This window comes from Streptomyces sp. NPDC006296 (assembly GCF_040613235.1).
Taxonomy (GTDB): Bacteria; Actinomycetota; Actinomycetes; order Streptomycetales; family Streptomycetaceae; genus Streptomyces.
In genome coordinates this window covers 46853-63410 of sequence record NZ_JBEXRT010000011.1, presented here as the reverse complement: position 1 = coordinate 63410, position 16558 = coordinate 46853, and the positions used below count along the sequence as shown (strand labels likewise).

Annotated in this window: 14 protein-coding genes and 1 pseudogene; 3 read left to right on the top strand and 12 right to left on the bottom strand. The window is 73.6% G+C overall.

Translation table 11 applies throughout. The annotated features are described in order from the left end of the window. Nucleotides 1–72: 72 nt before the first annotated feature. Together fxsB and fxsA are read right to left on the bottom strand one after the other, a co-directional pair. Nucleotides 73–2349, bottom strand: a complete 2277-nt coding sequence (gene fxsB / locus ABZ172_RS10400; RefSeq protein WP_356882266.1) for a radical SAM/SPASM protein FxsB, inactivated metallohydrolase extension form — start codon at nt 2347–2349, stop codon at nt 73–75. A 121-nt stretch (nt 2350–2470) separates the two neighbouring features. Further along, nucleotides 2471–2635 (bottom strand): FxSxx-COOH cyclophane-containing RiPP peptide, encoded by a 165-nt coding sequence (gene fxsA, locus ABZ172_RS10395; protein WP_356882264.1) that lies wholly within the window; start codon nt 2633–2635, stop codon nt 2471–2473. A gap of 243 nt (nt 2636–2878) precedes the next feature. On the opposite strand from fxsA, the gene ABZ172_RS10390 reads away from it, so the two are divergent. Continuing rightward, nucleotides 2879–3778 carry a DUF4231 domain-containing protein gene (locus ABZ172_RS10390; RefSeq protein WP_356882262.1) on the top strand — a complete coding sequence of 300 codons (900 nt, stop codon included), beginning with the start codon at nt 2879–2881 and terminating at the stop codon, nt 3776–3778. Between the two features lie 8 nt (nt 3779–3786). Here the strand turns inward: ABZ172_RS10390 and ABZ172_RS10385 are convergent, their stop codons facing one another. The 8 genes and pseudogenes from ABZ172_RS10385 to ABZ172_RS10350 all read right to left on the bottom strand — a co-directional run bounded on the left by ABZ172_RS10385 (nt 3787) and on the right by ABZ172_RS10350 (nt 11894). Then, a complete protein-coding gene (locus tag ABZ172_RS10385; RefSeq protein ID WP_356882260.1) occupies nt 3787–4263 on the bottom strand; it encodes a hypothetical protein in 477 nt (158 codons plus the stop codon). Nucleotides 4264–4561: 298 nt separating this feature from the next. Next, nucleotides 4562–5368: a DUF1684 domain-containing protein gene (locus ABZ172_RS10380; protein ID WP_356882258.1), complete on the bottom strand. Its 807-nt coding sequence runs from the start codon at nt 5366–5368 to the stop codon at nt 4562–4564. 4 nt (nt 5369–5372) lie between these two features. Then, nucleotides 5373–6689 (bottom strand): NtaA/DmoA family FMN-dependent monooxygenase, encoded by a 1317-nt coding sequence (locus ABZ172_RS10375; RefSeq protein WP_356882448.1) that lies wholly within the window; start codon nt 6687–6689, stop codon nt 5373–5375. Nucleotides 6690–6694: 5 nt separating this feature from the next. Further along, nucleotides 6695–7771 carry an LLM class flavin-dependent oxidoreductase gene (locus ABZ172_RS10370; protein WP_356882256.1) on the bottom strand — a complete coding sequence of 359 codons (1077 nt, stop codon included), beginning with the start codon at nt 7769–7771 and terminating at the stop codon, nt 6695–6697. A 352-nt stretch (nt 7772–8123) separates the two neighbouring features. Next, a complete protein-coding gene (locus ABZ172_RS10365; RefSeq protein ID WP_356882446.1) occupies nt 8124–8876 on the bottom strand; it encodes an amino acid ABC transporter ATP-binding protein in 753 nt (250 codons plus the stop codon). Between the two features lie 35 nt (nt 8877–8911). Continuing rightward, nucleotides 8912–9124, bottom strand: coding sequence for a hypothetical protein (locus ABZ172_RS10360; protein ID WP_356882254.1), 213 nt, complete (start codon nt 9122–9124; stop codon nt 8912–8914). A gap of 63 nt (nt 9125–9187) precedes the next feature. After that, nucleotides 9188–11031: pseudogene (locus tag ABZ172_RS10355) on the bottom strand (FAD/NAD(P)-binding protein). Next, nucleotides 11028–11894: an amino acid ABC transporter permease gene (locus ABZ172_RS10350; RefSeq protein ID WP_356882252.1), complete on the bottom strand. Its 867-nt coding sequence runs from the start codon at nt 11892–11894 to the stop codon at nt 11028–11030. Before ABZ172_RS10350 ends, ABZ172_RS10355 begins: the two are co-directional and overlap by 4 nt. Nucleotides 11895–12341: 447 nt before the next feature. Here ABZ172_RS10350 and ABZ172_RS10345 point away from each other — a divergent pair, with 447 nt between their 5' ends. Continuing rightward, nucleotides 12342–13280, top strand: a complete 939-nt coding sequence (locus tag ABZ172_RS10345; protein WP_356882250.1) for an ABC transporter substrate-binding protein — start codon at nt 12342–12344, stop codon at nt 13278–13280. 30 nt (nt 13281–13310) lie between these two features. Here ABZ172_RS10345 and ABZ172_RS10340 read toward each other — a convergent pair whose 3' ends face one another. After that, nucleotides 13311–14507, bottom strand: coding sequence for a DUF5685 family protein (locus ABZ172_RS10340; RefSeq protein ID WP_356882247.1), 1197 nt, complete (start codon nt 14505–14507; stop codon nt 13311–13313). A gap of 310 nt (nt 14508–14817) precedes the next feature. Between ABZ172_RS10340 and ABZ172_RS10335 the strand changes: the two genes are divergently transcribed. Then, nucleotides 14818–15258, top strand: a complete 441-nt coding sequence (locus ABZ172_RS10335; protein WP_356882245.1) for a cell division protein SepF — start codon at nt 14818–14820, stop codon at nt 15256–15258. 22 nt (nt 15259–15280) lie between these two features. On the opposite strand, the gene ABZ172_RS10330 is transcribed toward ABZ172_RS10335, so the two are convergent. Then, complete coding sequence (locus ABZ172_RS10330; protein WP_356882243.1) at nt 15281–16507, bottom strand: acyl-CoA dehydrogenase family protein; 1227 nt, start codon at nt 16505–16507, stop codon at nt 15281–15283. Nucleotides 16508–16558 lie beyond the last annotated feature (51 nt).

The window sequence follows — 16558 nt, the reverse complement described above, 5'->3', positions numbered from 1 at the left end:
GGAGCGGACTGTGCTCCACCCCCATAGCGTTCGGTCAATCAGCGCCGCTTTTCGGTCATACCTGCTCGGTATTCACCGAACAGGTTCGTGATCCGCGGCATTCACAGGGCTGTCCGTCCCCCGTGCCCCCTGTACACCTTTCACCTCGTCACGCAACGACCTCAGCAGCCGCATTCCTCCGACGGTCGGTTCGGCCGCTCCGTCCATCATGTCGAGCGCCTCGGACACACCGTCCAGGAATCGGGGCGCGAGGAAGGAAAGTCCCACACGTTCGTAGGTGGAGGCCAGTAGTTCGGAAAAGGGGACTTTCGCATTCCGGTCCCAGGGCGGCCGGTACTGCCAGGCCCCGTCCAGTGCGTAGAGGTCCGTGACGTCGAGCAGGGCCCGCAGCCTGGTCCGGCGCAGAGCGCGCAGCAGTCCGGTGGCGAGCGCCCGGCCGTCCCGCGTCCGCACCAGCCCGACGGCCCCGAAGCCGCACGGCCGCTCCGCGTTCCGGCCGGCGACGAGCGGGGTCAGCGTGGTCAGGCTGTCCGCCGCCTCGGCCGCCTGCCCCGGGGCGGCACGCTCCAGCAGCTCCCACGCCCGGCCGACGTCCCGGATCCACGCCTCCGCCTCCGCCCGGCCCAGGCGCGGCGCGGCCGGGGCCTCGAAGCAGTCCCGGTACGGGTCGAGGTCGTCCAGGACGAACCCCGGCGCACCCCCGGTCACCGCCCGCCGCACCGGGAGCCATCCGGGGCCGTCCGCCCCGATCGGCACGATCCGCTCGCCACCGCTCCCGGACCGGACCGAGAAGCCGTCACCGGCGGCCCGCACCCGGGCCCGGCCCGTCTCGCCGGGCCCCGCGAGCCGGAGTTCACCGAGGGTGGGGAGGAAGAGCCTGCCGTCCCGGTAGCCGGCCGGCACCTCGGGGCCGAGGCCGGAGCGCACGGCCGCCGCGGCCACGTACGACTCCAGCCGCAGCGCCCGGCCGACGGCACCGGGCCGCTCGGCGTGCAGCCCGTCCAGCGTCTCCACCAGCCAGGTACGCGTGTAGGGGTGCGCCAGGACCTGATCGAGCCCGGCGGCGCCCTCCGCCGAGGACTCCAGGACACCGGCGAGCCCCCACGCCTCGTCCCAGCGGGCACCGCCGCGGCCGTCCAGCGCGTCGTGCAGCCCGGCCAGCAGCGTGCGGGTCAGGTCGTCCTGCGCGGCGGCCAGTTCGCGCCGGTCGGTGACCGCCGGGGAGACGGTGGCGGCGCTGGTCCGCGCCTCGATCCCCCGCACCAGCGCCGCCAGATCGGCGCAGTAGACCGAGGGCCGGTCGAAGCCGCCCGTCGAGCTGTACCGGTGCGTGTACAGCCCGCCGCCGCAGGACCGTACGACGGGGCACCGGCGGCACGCCTCGCTGACACCGGCCAGACCGAGCTGCCGGGCGCGGACCCCCGGGTGCGCGGCGACCTCGTCGAAGGAGTGCCCGAACACGTCGAATCCGGTGGCCGCCGCGCCCTCGTAGGCACTTTTGAGGGAGTCGACCTGTTCGAGCTGACCGTCCGTCTCGACGACCACGAGGTCCGTGGGGGCGAGCCCGAGGGACTCGGTGAGGCTCGGACCGCCGCTCAGGGTGGAGAGCACCGAGGAGAACAGGCGCACCGGCACCGCGCCGCCCTTCTCCTGCCAGCGGTCGAAGACCGCGAGGAGCCAGTCGGCGTAGGCCGTCGGCGACCCGTCGGGCCGGGGCGGCGGGGTGTCCCAGGTGGCGTGCGGGAGGAGGAAGTCGATGAGCGGGGGGTCGAGTGCGACCAGGGCGTCCAGCACCGCGCGCGGGTCGTTCCGGACGTCGACGGTGCACAGCAGACCGAGGTCGAGGTGGCGGTAGCGGTCCTGGTGGAGCAGTTCGACCGCCCTGAGCACGAGGGGGTGGCTGCTGCGGCCGTCGGCGAAGCGGCGGTGCCGGTCGTTGGCCGCGCGGTCGCCGTCGAGGGAGATCCCCACCCGGACGCCGAACTCGGCGAAGAGGTCCAGGTACCGGGGGCCGAGCTGGAGGCCGTTGGTGTGGATCCGGAGGTCGAGGTCGGCCACCCCCGACAGGGCGGAACCGAACTCCTCGCAGACCCGGCGGAGCCGTTCGGGGCCCGCCAGCAGGGGCTCCCCTCCGTGCAGGATCACCGATACGGAGGGCAGGGCGTGGGTCTTCGCGTGCTCCGCCAGGCGCCGGGCGGTCGTGGCGACGACGCGGTCGGAAACCGTCCTCGGCCGGGTTCTCCAGCTCTGGTCCGCGTGTTCGTAGACGTAGCAGTGATCGCAGGCGAGGTCGCACCTGCTGTGGACCTTCAGAACGATTTCGCGGAACGGGACCGCGGGGCCTGTCATTTCACTCATTCTAGTCCAGCCGCTGCGCGCGCCAGGGCCCCGATCGCAGAAGCCGGCCGACCGGACGAGTGCAGTATTCAGGTTTTTTCCGGACCGGAGGTCCTGTTTCCGCGGCGCTTTCCTACAGCGAGGAGTTGAAGGTGGAGATTCCGGTCGGGCGACCGCTCGCCGCGGCGAGCACCCGGCCCATCTTCCTGGCTGCCGCACCGCCGGACACATCGATCTTCGCGAGCGGCACACGGCGCTTCGCGGCAGCGAATTCAGGGGTGGATTCGTAGGTCTTCACGGTCGTCCTCGAGGGGCTCGTTCCGGACACGGAAACAGCGCCGACACCTGCGCCATTGCAGTGCCCGGCGGCACGACTTTACCCTCATGGACCCGGTGCGCAACTCAACGCGTACAGCCGCGACCCGAGCGATTCGCACGACTGCTCCGAATGGGCGGAAAACCCGTTCGCACGGGGACCGGGGCCACCACCACATCGAATTCAGGGGTGATCATGGCGGCGATTCCAGGACCACTGCAGAGCATGGTCTTCAGGAGCGCTGATCTGCCCGAACTCTTCCACCACACCGACGCCGTGGCCGTCGCACGCCGGCGTGAGGCCGTCGACACCGCACGCGGCCAGCTGGTCCTGCTCGTCCTCGGCACCCTGCCCGCCGCGGTCCCCTGGCGCGTCCGGGTCGGCGGGGGCGTCCAACTCCTGGACGCCATAGCCGTTTCGGCGTATCTCGGTGTCCTGATAGCGACCTTTCTGGCCTCCCGGCGCAAAGCGAAGTCGCACTGGCAACTCAACCGCTCCGCAGCGGAGTTCATCAAGTCGAACTGCTGGCGCTACGCGGTCCACGGCGCTCCCTTCGACTCCTCCGTCCTGCACCCCGAGGCGGTCTTCGCCAGCCGGCTGGAGGAGGGGCTCCAGGAGCTGCGGAAGGTCGGCTGGCAGGACCCGCGGGAGGAGATGCCCGACTCGGGCGGCGTCCTGATCACCGCGTCCATGCGGGAGTTGCGCGAGAAGGCCTTCACCGTACGCAAGGAGACGTACATCCGGGACCGGCTGATCGAGCAGCGGCGCTGGTACCGCAGGCGCCGGGTCGCGTCGCGGCGCGGTGCGCTCGTGTGGTCCGGCACCATCGCCGCGCTGACGCTCCCGGCGCTGGTCCTGGCCGTGCTGCGGACCTTCGGGAGCGCCGGTTCGCTCGCGCTGACGGGGACGTTCTCCGCCGCCGCGGCGGCCTGTCTCGCCTGGAACGAGACGCGCCGGCACCACCCCCTGGTCACGGCCCACTCGCTGGTGGAGGAGGACCTGGAGCACCTGCAGGCCGCGATGGAGACCACCCTGACCGAACGGCACTGGGCGGCCGCCGTCTTCGAGACCGAGCGGATCGTGTCGCCCGAGCACACCGACTGGCTGGTCAGGCACCGGATGTGAGCCGGGGCTCAGCTCCGCTCGACGCCCTCGCGCCAGATGACGGTGACCGGGCGGCCGAGGCTGCGGGCGTACGTCACGATGTCGCCGGTGCCGCCCCGGCCCCGCGCGGGCCGGCCGTCCCAGACCGCGAGCAGGCGGTCGCAGTGGTCGGCGATGTACGCCCCCGCCGCGTAGTAGGCCTCGTCGGTGGAGTGCGGGAAGTCCAGCCGGACCTCGCGGGCCGCGCGCGCCTTGAGCGCGCGGTAGCGATCGAGGTCCGCCGCGTCGGTGAAGCCCGCCTCGTAGTCCCCGCTCGGGACGACCACGGTCAGCTCCGCGCCCCGGGCCAGGGCCAGAGCGGCGAAGAGCTGGTCGGCCCCGACCGCGAGGCTGGACAGCGCCTCCAGGGAGCCGTGCCCGCACAGCGCGGCCCTCAGCCCCTCGGTCACGTGCGCGTGGGCCTCCGGGGGGATGGAGCGGTGACCGGTCACTCCGATGCGTTTCACGGACCTGGAACCCCCTGGTGTCTGCGGGGGCTCCCGGAGGGCACCCCTCCGGGCCGGCACCGCGGCCGCCCCCGTGCTCCCTCTGCGACCGACCGTACCGGCATCTTCCCAAGAGCCGCCGGACGAAAGGGAGCCCCCGCCGGGGACCGGCGGGGGCTCACGGGGGTGCGGAGGTGTCCGGCCGGGTCGCACCGGTCCGGCGCCGCACCCGCCCGGCGCCCCGGCGAACGGCCGGAGCCCCGGCGAACGGGACGGCGGATCGCCCGCGCCCCGGGCCCGCCGTCCCGGGTGGCACCGGTCAGCCGTCGATACGGTTCCGCTCCCCCGCCGGCACGGCCGCCGTGAGGGTGTTGCCCGGCGGCGGGAAGGGGCAGATGAAGTGGTCGGCGAAGGCGCACGGCGGCAGCAGGACGCGGTTGAGGTCGATCCGTACCCGGCCGTCCCCGTCGGGGGCCGGGGGCCGCAGGAAGCGGAAGCGGTAACTGCCGTCCCCGCTGGTGGCGTCGGCGAAGACCGCCCAGAGCGAACCGTCGGGCTCGACCGCCACCTGGAGGGTGTGCCGGCTGCCGTCCAGGGTGAAGGCGATCTCCCCGGAGAGCCCCAGCCCCCGTTCGCGCCCGTCGGCGTTCGCGACGCGGACGGTCCGGTCGGAGTCGTACGGGTGGAAGGTGCCGTCCAGCGACCAGGCCGGGTCGTACGGGGTGGCGTCGATGGTCCTGAAAGCCTGGCGGGCCGGGGACCGCGGGTCGAAGTCCCGTACCGCCCAGAGGCCTTCGCGGCTCAGTACGACCAGCCGGCGCTCGCCCCGGGCCACCCGGGAGGCGTCGACGGGGCCCCGGTCGGCGCCCAGCCGGACCTCTCCGTCCAGCGGCTTCCCGTCGACGGTCAGCCCGTCCGCGGGGGTGCCGGCGAGCACCACCCGGCCCTCCTCCTCACGCCACACCCCGGGTACGTCCGGGATGCGGCCCTCCGGATGGTCGGCGAGCCAGTGCGTGCCGGTGAGGGAGAGGGGGCCGTGCGGCGCGGCCACGGCGACGATGCGCCCCTCGTGCCAGCGCTGCCAGGCCCGGAACTCCTCGCTGTCCTGCTGTGCGTCCGTGCTCATGCCGTCAACCCTTCCACACGGGCTCGGCCAGGCCGAGGTGCGACCTCAGCGTGGAGCCGGTGTATTCGGAGCGGAAGGACCCGCGTTCCTGGAGGAGCGGGACGACCCGGTCGACGAAGTCGTCGAGCCCGCCCGGGGTGAGGTGCGGCACCAGGATGAATCCGTCGGCCGCGTCGGCCGCGACGAACTTCTCCAGTTCCGCGGCGACCGTCTGCGGGGAGCCGATGAAGGACTGCCGCGCCGTGGACTCGATGACGGTCTCCCGGATGGACAGCCCCTCGGCCTCGGAGAGCTGACGCCACCGCGCCGCCACGGCGAGCGGGTCGGCGACCCGCACCCGGCCCTGGACCAGGTCCGATCCCGGGTCGGGGTCGACGTCGGGCAGCGGTCCGTCGGGGTCGCAGGAGGAGAGGTCGCGCCCCCAGACCTGTTCCAGGGCGACGATCGCGTTCTGCGGGGACACCTGCTGCCGGCGGATCTCGGCGGCGTTCCGCTGCGCCTCCGCGTCGGTGTCGCCCAGCACGACGGTCACCCCGGGCATGATCTTCAGGTCCCCGGGGCTCCTGCCGTACGCCGCGAGGCGGCCCTTCACGTCGGCGTAGAACGCCCGTCCCGCCTCCAGGGTGCCGTGCCGGGTGAAGACGACGTCGGCGCTGGACGCGGCGAACTCCCGTCCCTCGCCGGAGTCCCCGGCCTGGATGACGACGGGGTGGCCCTGGGGCGAGCGGGGCACGGTGAACTCCCCGGAGATCTCGAAGTGCCGCCCGGAGTGCGCGAAGGGACGGGCGGTGCCGTCGGGCGTCCAGGAGTCCCACAGCGCACGTGCGGCGGAGACGAACTCGGCCGCGCGCGTGTAGGGGGTCTCCCGCGGCCGGGCGGAGCCGGCGTCCCGGAGGCCGGCCCGGTCGAGGTAGCCGCCGCGGCGGAAGTTCTCGCCGGTGAAGGCGTCCGACGAGGTGACCACGTTCCACGCGGCGCGGCCCGCGCTGAGGTGGTCGAGCGTGGCGAGGCGGCGGGCGAGTTCGTAGGGCTCGTTGAAGATCGCGTTGACCGTGGCGGCGAGGCCGAGGCGTTCGGTGACGGCGGCCAGGGCGTTGAGGACGGTGAGGGACTCCGGGCGGCCCACCACGTCCAGGTCGTGGATGCGGCCCTTGTGCTCGCGCAGCCGCAGCCCCTCCGCGAGGAAGAAGAAGTCGAATCTGCCCCGCTCCGCGGTCCTGGCGAGGTGCTCGAACGAGGCGAAGTCGATCTGGCTCCGCGAGCGGGGGTCGGCCCACACCGTGGTGCTGTTGACGCCCGGGAAGTGCGCGGCGAGGTGCATCTGCCTCACGACGTCCCTCCCGGGGTGCCCGCGTGGGCGTAGCGGTTGGCGGGGCGTCCGAGGCCGAGGTGCTCGCGGAGGGTGCCGCCCGGGTGGAAGGTGCGGAACAGGCTGCGGTGCTGGAGCAGGGCCACGGTCCCGTTGACGATCCTCTCCAGGTCCCGCCGCGGTGTGACGGGGGTGAGGTGGAAGCCGTCCACGGCGCCGCCCCGGTGCCAGCGGGTGATGAGCTCGGCGAGGTCCACCGGCCCGCCGCGGAAGTAGGTGCCCTGCCCCGCGGACGGCGGCCCGCCGGGGAGTCCGGGTTCGGGTGCGGTCTCGGCGTCCCCGAGGTCGACGGTGAGGGCGGCGAGGACCCGCAGGCTGCCGGGGTCCCGGCCGTGGGCCGCGGCGGCGCGGCGCAGTTCCCCGCGGAGCGAGGCCGCGTGCTCGGGGGAGGTCGCCCGCAGGTGGACGACGTCGGCGTGCCGGGCGGCCGGCTCGCGGGCCGGTCCGCTCGTGCCGTCGATGACGGTGACGGGCCGGCCCTGCGGCGGCCGGGGCACGATGGCCGGGCCGCGGACCGAGAAGGTGCTGCCCTCGAAGTCGACGTAATGCAGCTTGTCGCGGTCGATGAAGCGGCCGGTGGCGACGTCCCGGATCTCCGCGTCGTCCTCCCAGCTGTCCCACAGCCGCGCTCCGGCGTCGGCGGCCTCCCCCGCCTCCTGCCACAGGGCGGCGGCGGGTGCGGCCGGGCGCCGGCCGAACAGCCGGGCCTCGGCCTCGGTCGTCGACACGTCGGCCTGCCAGCCCGCCCGGCCCCTGCTGACCCAGTCGAGGGTGGCGACGGCGGAGGAGACGTGGAAGGGCTCGGTGTGGGTGGTGGTGACGGTCGGCACGAGGCCGATGCGGGTGGTGGCGGGGGCGACCCGGGCGAGCACGGCGAGCGCGTCGGGACCGGGACGGGCGAAGGAGTCGTTCAGGGTGACGTAGTCGAGGGCACCCTTCTCGGCGAGCCGGGCGAGCGCGACGTGCGAGGCGGCGTCGTAGCGGGGCGGGCCGCCGATCTCGGCGGCGAGGTGGAGTGGTCTGGTGGCGGACATGCGGGACCTCTCGGGTTCGGTTCTCGGTCTCGGGGAGGCCGGGCGGGCCGGTCTCCGGCGCTTCGACGCCCTCGCCGGGCGGGCCCCGGCGCTTCAGCACCCGGGCGTACAGCCGCCCGGGGCGAGGTGGTCGCGCGGGAGGCCGTACGCCCGGCGGGACCACGGCCCTTCTGCGCGGTGGCGGCGCTCTTCCCCGGGAGGCCGTCGCCCGGTTGCCGGGCGGCGGCGGGGCGTCGGCGCGCGCGCCCGGCCGGCGGGTGCCGCGCCGCCGGACGACGGCGGGGACCGGGACCGCGGCGGTGAGGGCGCGCCGGACGGACGGGTGCGTGCTCCTCGGCCGGCGGGACACGGCTCAGAGGACCTTGGAGAGGAAGGCGCGGGTGCGTTCCTGGACCGGGTGGTCGAACACCTCGGCGGGCGGGCCCTGTTCGACGATCCGCCCCTCGTCCATGAAGACGACGGTGTCGGCGGCCTCGCGGGCGAAGCCGATCTCGTGCGTGACGACGATCATCGTGGTGCCCCCGTGGGACAGGTCCTTGATGACGTCGAGGACCTCGCCGACGCGTTCGGGGTCGAGCGCCGACGTCGGCTCGTCGAAGAGCAGCAGCTTCGGTTCCAGGGCGAGGGCGCGGGCGATCGCGACGCGCTGCTGCTGGCCTCCGGAGAGTTGCTCGGGGTAGGCGCCCGGCCGGTCGGAGAGTCCGACCCGGGCGAGGAGCCTCTCCGCCGAGGCGACGGCCTCCGCGCGGGGGCGGCCGAGGGCGGCGACGGGCGCCTCGATGAGGTTCTCCAGCACGGTGAGGTGCGGGAAGAGGTTGAAGTTCTGGAAGACGAAGCCGATCCGGGTGCGCCGGCGCAGGACCTCGCGTTCGCGCAGCTCGTACAGCGTGTCGCCGGACCTCCGGTAGCCCACCGGGGTGCCGTCGACGCTGATCCAGCCCCGGTCGGGCTTCTCCAGGTGGTTGATGGTGCGCAGCAGGGTGGACTTGCCCGATCCGGACGGGCCGAGGACGACGGTCACCTCTCCGGCGCGTACGGACAGGTCGATGCCGCGGAGCACCTCGACGGCGCCGAAGCTCTTGTGCACCGACCTGATCTCGACCATGACCCGGGGTCCGGTGGCTTCTTCCGTGGGTGCGCTCATCGCACGGCTCCCTCGGCGCCGTGGCGTTCGACGTGGTGCCGGAGGGCGGAGGGGACGGTGGCCGGGAGGCCGTACCGGGCGGTGGCCGCCATGGACGGGGGCGCCACCCGGCCGGGGCGTCCGCGGACGCCCCGGACCCGGTCGTGGAGGCGGGCGGGGTTCAGCCGGAACAGCGGCCGGACGACGGGGGGATCGCTGGTCGGCGACATGGCGGGTTCCTTCTTCGACGGCGGCGCACCGACGGTGGCCGAGGGAGAGCAAGGGGGGGACGCTCAGGCGGTGGCGGCGCGGTCCCGACAGGAGAGACCGTGCAGGAAGGCGAGCGCCGTCCGGGCGGTGGCGTCGTTCTGCACGAAGGCCGGGCCGCCGGTGCGCGGCCGGGTGAAGGCGCCGCCGGTGCGTGCGGTGGTGAAGGGGCCGAGGGCGAAGCGCCGGGGGTGGGGCCGGCCGTCCCGGTCGAGGATCCGCCCGTCGGCCGGGTCGACCCGGAGCAGGCCTGCGGCGGTCCCGGCCGCGCCCTCCTCGGACAGTCCCCGCAGCAGCGCGCTGCGGGTCGTGCGCAGCGAGGGATCGGGCAGCCGGGCCTCGACGAGGGCGCGGGCCTCGGTGGACGCGCCGGGCACGGTGACGCTCCGGGCGCGGAAGACGCCCTGCCGCTCGTCGGCCTCCACGGTCATCCCGGCGCCGACGAAGCGGACGACGCCGGCCCGCGAGAGGGCGAGGAGCTGACGCAGCCGGGGGCCGGGGGGTCCGGAGGCGAGGTAGCTGAAGAAGCCGTGCCACCGCTCGCCGGTGTCGCCGAGACCGGCCAACTGCGCGTAGACGGAGAGCAGTCCGGTGAAGACGGCGAGGTCGGGACTGTGCCGGGGGTCGTGCCGGCGCTCCAGGTCGGCGGCGACATGGGCGCGCAGGGCGGCCTGGAGTGCGTCGTACGAGTCGTGGCGCACCCCGTCGAGCGGGTGGTCGAGGGCCGCGAGGTCGAGCCGGTCGGCCGGATCGGGGACGGCGGAGGCGACGAGGGCGGCGAGTTCGGCGCTGCCGGGCTCCGCGACGGCGTACTTCTCCTCGAAGTCCGCCCGGTCCATGGTGGTGCGCCCGGGGTGGGCGGTGAGCAGCCGGTGGTAGTGGGCGTGGCCGAGCTCCTTCTCGATCAGCGGCCACAGATCGCGCCGGAAGTCCACGGGGCCGGGCCTGCCGAGGATCTCCGCGACCTGGGAGGGACCGAAGTGGCGGGGCAGCGGGGGCCGTTCGCCGTGCAGGGCGTAGCCGATCTTCGAGCGGTACGGCACGCCCCGCCGGGATCCGACGTGCAGGACGGGCTCCCGGCCGGAGGGGACGTGGGCCCCGTGCTCGTACCGTCCGCCGCGGCCCTCGGTGAGCAGCACCATCAGATCGACGAAGGCGAGGCCGAAGCCGCGCACGAGGACGGGCTCCCCGGCGGGCAGGGCGGAGAGGTCGGTCTCCGCGGTGAAGTCGGGCGGCAGGTGGACCAGTCCGTGGCGTGCGGCGAAGGCGGACAGGCCCCGCTGCTCCTCGTCCGGTTCGGCGTCGAGGTGCCCGACGGTGAGGACGACGAGGTCGGCGTCGAGCGGCTCGGACCGCCCCTGGATCCGGACGCGCTGCCGGCCGTCGCGGGGCCCGGACACCCGCACGGCGCGGCCGGTGTGCGGGTGGACGGTGATGCCGGGCGGCAGCGCGGCGACCGCCCGCTCGTACACCCACCGCAGGTAGGCGCTCTGCACGCGGCGGCTGGGGAAGTCCTGGCCGCCGAGGCCGTGGATCTCCCGCAGGGTCCCGGGACCGGCGTCGGCGGCGGTGCGCCCCTCCCGGACGTCCGCGGCCCAGGTGTGCAGGGCGGGCCGGGGCGGACCGGGCCGTCCATCCGGACCGTGTCGTCGGTGAACATGGTGACGTCCTCGGCCATGGAGTTCATCCACAGCAGCGGGGACTGGTCGCCCCGCCAGATCCGGCCGCCGCCGGGCGGGTACGGGTCGACGAGGTGGATGTCCAGGGTCCGGTCGCCGTACAGCCCGGCGGCGTTGGCGGCTATCCGTTCGATGACGCCGGTGCCGCGCGGACCGCCGCCGATGACGACGAGCGCGGGTGCGCCGGTCACCGTGCGCCCGCCGTGCCGCGTGCGTAGTGGCGTTCGACGTAGTGCTGGCCGACGGACAGCAGGGAGGTGACGGCCACGTACCAGAGGGTGGCGACCAGCAGCAGCGGGACGACCTGGTAGGTGCGGTGGTAGACGAGCTGTACGGAGTACAGCAGGTCCTGCACGGCGATGATGCTGACGATCGAGGTGCCCTTCAGGGTGCCGATCAGCATGTTCCCGGCGGGCGGCACGATGGAGCGCATGGCCTGCGGCAGCACGATCCTGCGGAGCCGGCGCCAGGGGCCCAGGCCGAGGGACCGGGCCGCCTCCAGCTGGCCGCGCTCGACGGAGAGGATGCCCCCGCGGACCACCTCGGCGGCGTAGGCGGCCTCGTGGAGGGTGAGCCCCACGACCGCGACGGTGACCGGGCCGAGGAGGTCGACGGTGCTGACGCCCAGGATCCGCGGGTAGAGGGCGCCGATGTCGAACCAGAAGAGGAGCTGGACCAGGATCGGGGTCGACCTGAACAGCCAGGTGTAGCCCCAGCTCACCGCCTGCAGGACGCGGTTGGCGGAGAGCCTGAACACCGCGAGCAGGGTGCCGAGGGCGAAGCCGAGCACCATGACGAGGCCGGTGAGCCACAGGGTCAGGCCGAGGCCCCGCAGCACCGAGTCCGTCGTCAGGTAGGCGCCGACGACGTCCCACTGGAAGGCGTCGTTGCGGACGACGGAGACCAGGACGGCGGCGAGGAGCAGCAGCACCACGACGGCCGCCGCCCACTGGCCGGTGCGGCGTACGGGGACGATGCGCGGGGCGGGCTCCCGGCCGGGACCGTCCGGCGGGACGGGACGTGACGGGGCAGGGGTTTCTGTCTGCGCGGACATACGAAGGCTCCGTGGATGCAGAGATCGAACACGGGGCGTGCCTTCGACGCGTGACACGACGTGGACCGGGCCCCTCAGCGCCGGTCCGCCTCCGAGAAAAGCGCCACGCACGGCCCGTTGTCAAGCCTGTCCACAGTGTGAGCCGTACGTCTCGGGCCGGTTGACGGGCCCTCGGATGCCTGTTCCACTGGGGCCATGCATCCGCAGCTGTGGCTGGTCTCCCGCTCCCACATCGACTTCGGTCGTGTGTGGTCCTGTTCCTGTTGAGCTGACCCCCCTGCGTCGTCGTTCCCCCCGCTCGCGCCCGAGGCGCCGGAGCGGTCTCCCCGCGTTCCTTCACGCACACGACACTGCTCCGCCCTCCCCTCGTTCCAGCGCTCTCCCGCCCCGACGCTCCGTGCTGCCCATGCACCGGAGCGCGGTCGACGAACCCGGAGAAACCCCGTCATGCCCCGAACCCGGCGGACCGCCGCCCTCGCGCTGATCACCGCGGCCGCCCTGGCCCTCACCGCCTGCGGTGCGGGTGACCCCTCCCCCGCACCGGCCGGTGCGGGGACCGCCGCGAAAGGGACGACCCCGACGACCGACGTGGTCACGTCGGTGCGGCGGGACGCCGGAGCGGCGGAGCTGCTGCCGGAAAAGGTCCGCGCCGCGGGAACGCTGAACCTGGCCACCAGCGTCGGGGCGCCGCCCGGGGCGTTCTACCGGGAGGACGGCACGACGCTCGCGGGCGCCGACATCGACTTCGCGGACGCGGTGGCCAGGAAGCTGGGTCTGCGGCTGAAGCGGGGGGTCGCCTCCTTCGAGGCGATCCTGCCGGCCCTGGGCAGCGGCAGGTACGACGTCGGCACCGGCAACTTCGGGGTGACGGACGAGCGCCGCAGGACGATCGACTTCGTCACGTACATCAACGACGGGCAGGGCTTCGCCGTGCGGGAGGACAGCGATCTGAAGAAGGTCACCGACCTCACGCAGCTCTGCGGTCTGACCGTCGGCACCGGCGCCGGGACCACCTTCGAGGCGACCCTGGAGGAGAACCGGCACCGCTGCGCGGACGCGGGCGAGAAGCCGTACGAGATCCGGACGTACGCCGACCAGGCCGCGGTCTGGATCTCGCTCCGGCAGGGCCGCAGCGACGTGCTGATGTCCACGATCAACGGGCTGCGGTACGCCGTGACCCAGCAGGAGGGGCTGCGCTTCCTCAACGAGTACCGGCGGCTGGACGTCGGGTTCGCGTTCAGGAAGGGCACCCCGCTGGCACCGGCCTTCCGGGCCGCTGTCGAGGCGCTCCGCTCGGACGGCACCTACGACCGCATCCTGAAGAAGTGGGGCACCTCCGGGTCGGCGATCCGGGCCTCGCGGATCTCGCCGCCCGAGACCGGGTGACAGCGCCGGGCGCGGCGGCCCGGCCCGGTGTCAGCAGTCGCACCCGCAGTCGCAGCCCTCGCAGCAGCTGCAGCAGTTGCCGCAGCAGTTGCAGCCCTCCCCGCAGCCCTCGCAGACGTCGCAGCAGTCGTTCTTGTGGCACAGCCCCTCGCGCTCCTGGCCGGACCACGGGTCGTGGAAGGAGCCGGCACAGCACAGCTGGCAGGTGCAGGCGAGCCCGGCCCAGACCAGGCAGCCGGCGATCAGACCGCGGCGGTTGCGGGGCGGTTCGGGCGGGAGCGGCGGTCCCGGAGGGCCGGACGGCGCGTAGGGGTTCCCGGGCGGCGGACCGAAGGCTCCCGAGGGCGCCCCGCCCGCTCGGTGCGCGCAGGCCGTGGACCCGAAGGCACGGTCCACGGAGCGCCGCAGTTCGTGGACCAGCAGCAGGTGCGCCAGCGCGGAGTCGGTGAACTCCGCGTCCCGCACCGCGAGACGCACGCCGTGCAGCGCGTCGTCGCACAGCCGGCGGGCCTCGGTGAGCGGCGTGCCTGTCGCGGTGAGCGGGTTCCACGCACCCGACGCGGCGTCAGCCTCCTTGTCCTCCACGGCGTCCAGCAGGTGGGCCAGCCGTCCGAAGAGGCGTCCGGCCTCGGCGAGCGGCGCCGCGTTCTGCGGCCTGCCGGCGAGTACGGCGGTGTGCGCGAAGGCCGCGGCGGTCGCCGTCTCGGTGGGTTCGGTGACCGTCAGCAGCGGGGTGCCCGGTCCGGCGAGCGACTCGATCCCGGTCTGCCGGTCGACGGCGTCGACCAGGACGGCCGTGTCGAAGCCCAGCTCGGCCCCGGTGCGCGCCCCGGCCCTGTCCCAGCCCGCCGCGACCCGGCGGGCGGCGGCGGCCACCGGACGCCGTTTCAACAGCCCGTCCCGGTCCGCCACATGGTCGCGCACCTTCGCGGAGGCCAGCACGAGCGACACGGCGGCGGCCAGCCTGGCGCCCTCCCCGCGGGCGACCGGCGCCGTGCGCATCGAGCGCAGCGGACAGGGGCCGGCGGTGCGGCGCCCCTGCGGCGAGGTCCCGGTCTGAGCCTCCGTCAGGACCGAGACGATCAGGCCGTCGTAGTTCGTGACGACGCGGGCGAACTGACCGTGGTCCGCCCGGAGCGCGAGACACAGCCCGCAGAGATGAGCCATCCACTCCGTCCTGAGCCCTTCGGAGAGCCGATGGGTGCATGGCCTCACTATTCCGAACACAGCGATCCCCCGTGAGTCGTTCCGCCGGCGAGCGGCCCTGGTGCGCCCGCGCGGCGTGCATCGTATCCAGCGGCCCGTTCACCCGTACGCCCCCCATATCACCCGTACGGACGGGCTGGATCATATTTTCGTTCCGCAAGGGCCCCGATGCGGTAGGTACCCTGACGAACCGCCACATGTTCTGCACCAGTAGCGTCACGAATCGCCTGTACGGCGACTATCCCCTTGGCGCTCGATCCGCATCATGGACGACCATAGGGATAGGAAAGAGATGCGGAACACCAACGAACCGCGGTGAGAGGAGGCGTCCATGGGATCGGTGCGCAAGGCGAGTGCCTGGCTGGGCCTCGTGGAGGACAACAACGAGCGGTACTACGACGACGAGTACTCCGAGGATGCGGAGACCGGCACGAACCAGCCATGGGTGACCGACCCCCGGGTCCGGGTCGCCTCCGAGAAGGCCGAGGACAAGGGCCGCCGGATCGCCACCGTCACCCCGGACAGCTTCCGGGACGCGCGTGCCATCGGGGAGCTCTTCCGGGACGGCGTACCGGTGATCGTCAACCTCACCGCGATGGATCCGGGTGACGCCAAGCGCGTCGTGGACTTCGCGGCCGGGCTGATCTTCGGACTGCACGGCACGATCGAACGCGTGGCGACCCGGGTCTTCCTGCTGTCCCCGGCCCACACCGAGGTGGTCAACGGCGAGGCCGGCGGCCGGTCGGCCGACGGCTTCTTCAACCAGAGCTGAGCAGGGCGCTCGCCGGAGAGTCCTACCGGAAGGCATCCAGGCCGGTGAGCGCCTTGCCCAGCACGAGCTGGTGCATCTCCACGGTTCCCTCGTAGGTGAGCACCGACTCCAGATTCGTCGCGTGGCGCATCACCGGGTACTCCAGCGAGACTCCGTTGGCCCCGAGGATCGTCCGCGAGGTGCGGCAGATCTCGATGGCCTCCCGCACGTTGTTGAGCTTCCCGAAGCTGACCTGCTCCGGGCGGATCCTTCCGGCGTCCATGCGGCGGCCCAGGTGGTGGGCGAGCAGGACGCCCTTGTGGAGTTCCAGGGCCATGTCCGCGAGCTTGGCCTGGGTGAGCTGGAACCCGCCGATCGGCCTGCCGAACTGCTCACGCGACTTCGCGTAGTCCAGTGCGGCCTCGAAGCTGGCGCGCGCCGCACCCATGGCCCCCCAGACGATGCCGTAGCGGGCGTGGCTGAGACAGCTGAGCGGCCCGCGCAGCCCGGTGGCCCCGGGCAGGACCGCGTCCGCGGGCAGCCGTACGCCGTCGAGGACCAGCTCGCTGGTGACGGACGCGCGCAGCGACCACTTGTGCCGGATCTCGGGTGCGGAGAAGCCGGGACTGTCCGTCGGCACGACGAATCCGCGGATGCCGGCACCGGCGCCCTCCTCGCCGGTCTGCGCCCACACGACGGCGACCCCGGCGACCGAGCCGTTGGTGATCCACATCTTGCGGCCGGTGAGGATCCAGTCCTCGCCGTCCCTCCGGGCGTGGGTCCGCATGCCCGCCGGGTCGGAGCCGTGGTCGGGTTCGGTGAGGCCGAAGCAGCCGATGGTCTCACCGGCCGCCATGCCGGGCAGCCACCGCTGCTTCTGCTCCTCGGAACCGAAGCGGTGGATCGCGTACATGGCCAGGGAGCCCTGGACCGAGACCAGGGAGCGGATGCCGGAGTCGGCGGCCTCCAGCTCCAGACAGGCCAGGCCGTACTGGACGGCGCTCGCGCCCGCGCAGCCGTACCCCTTCAGGGACATGCCCAGCGCGCCGAGCGATCCCAGTTCACGGGCCAGCTCGCGGATGCCGGGCAGCTCGCCGTTCTCGTACCAGGCGGCGATGTGCGGCAGGATCCGGTCGGCGGCCCAGCTGCGCACGGTGTCCCGGATCGCGAGGTCCTCGGGTTCGAGCAGGTCGTCGATGCCGAGCGGGTCGCCCGGGTCGAAGGGCGGTGCCTTCGGCGTCGACGGCTTCGCGGACTCGGTGGTGGACATGGGTGCCTCCGGCGGCTCGCTCGGTACAGAAACACGCCACCGTACTAAAAC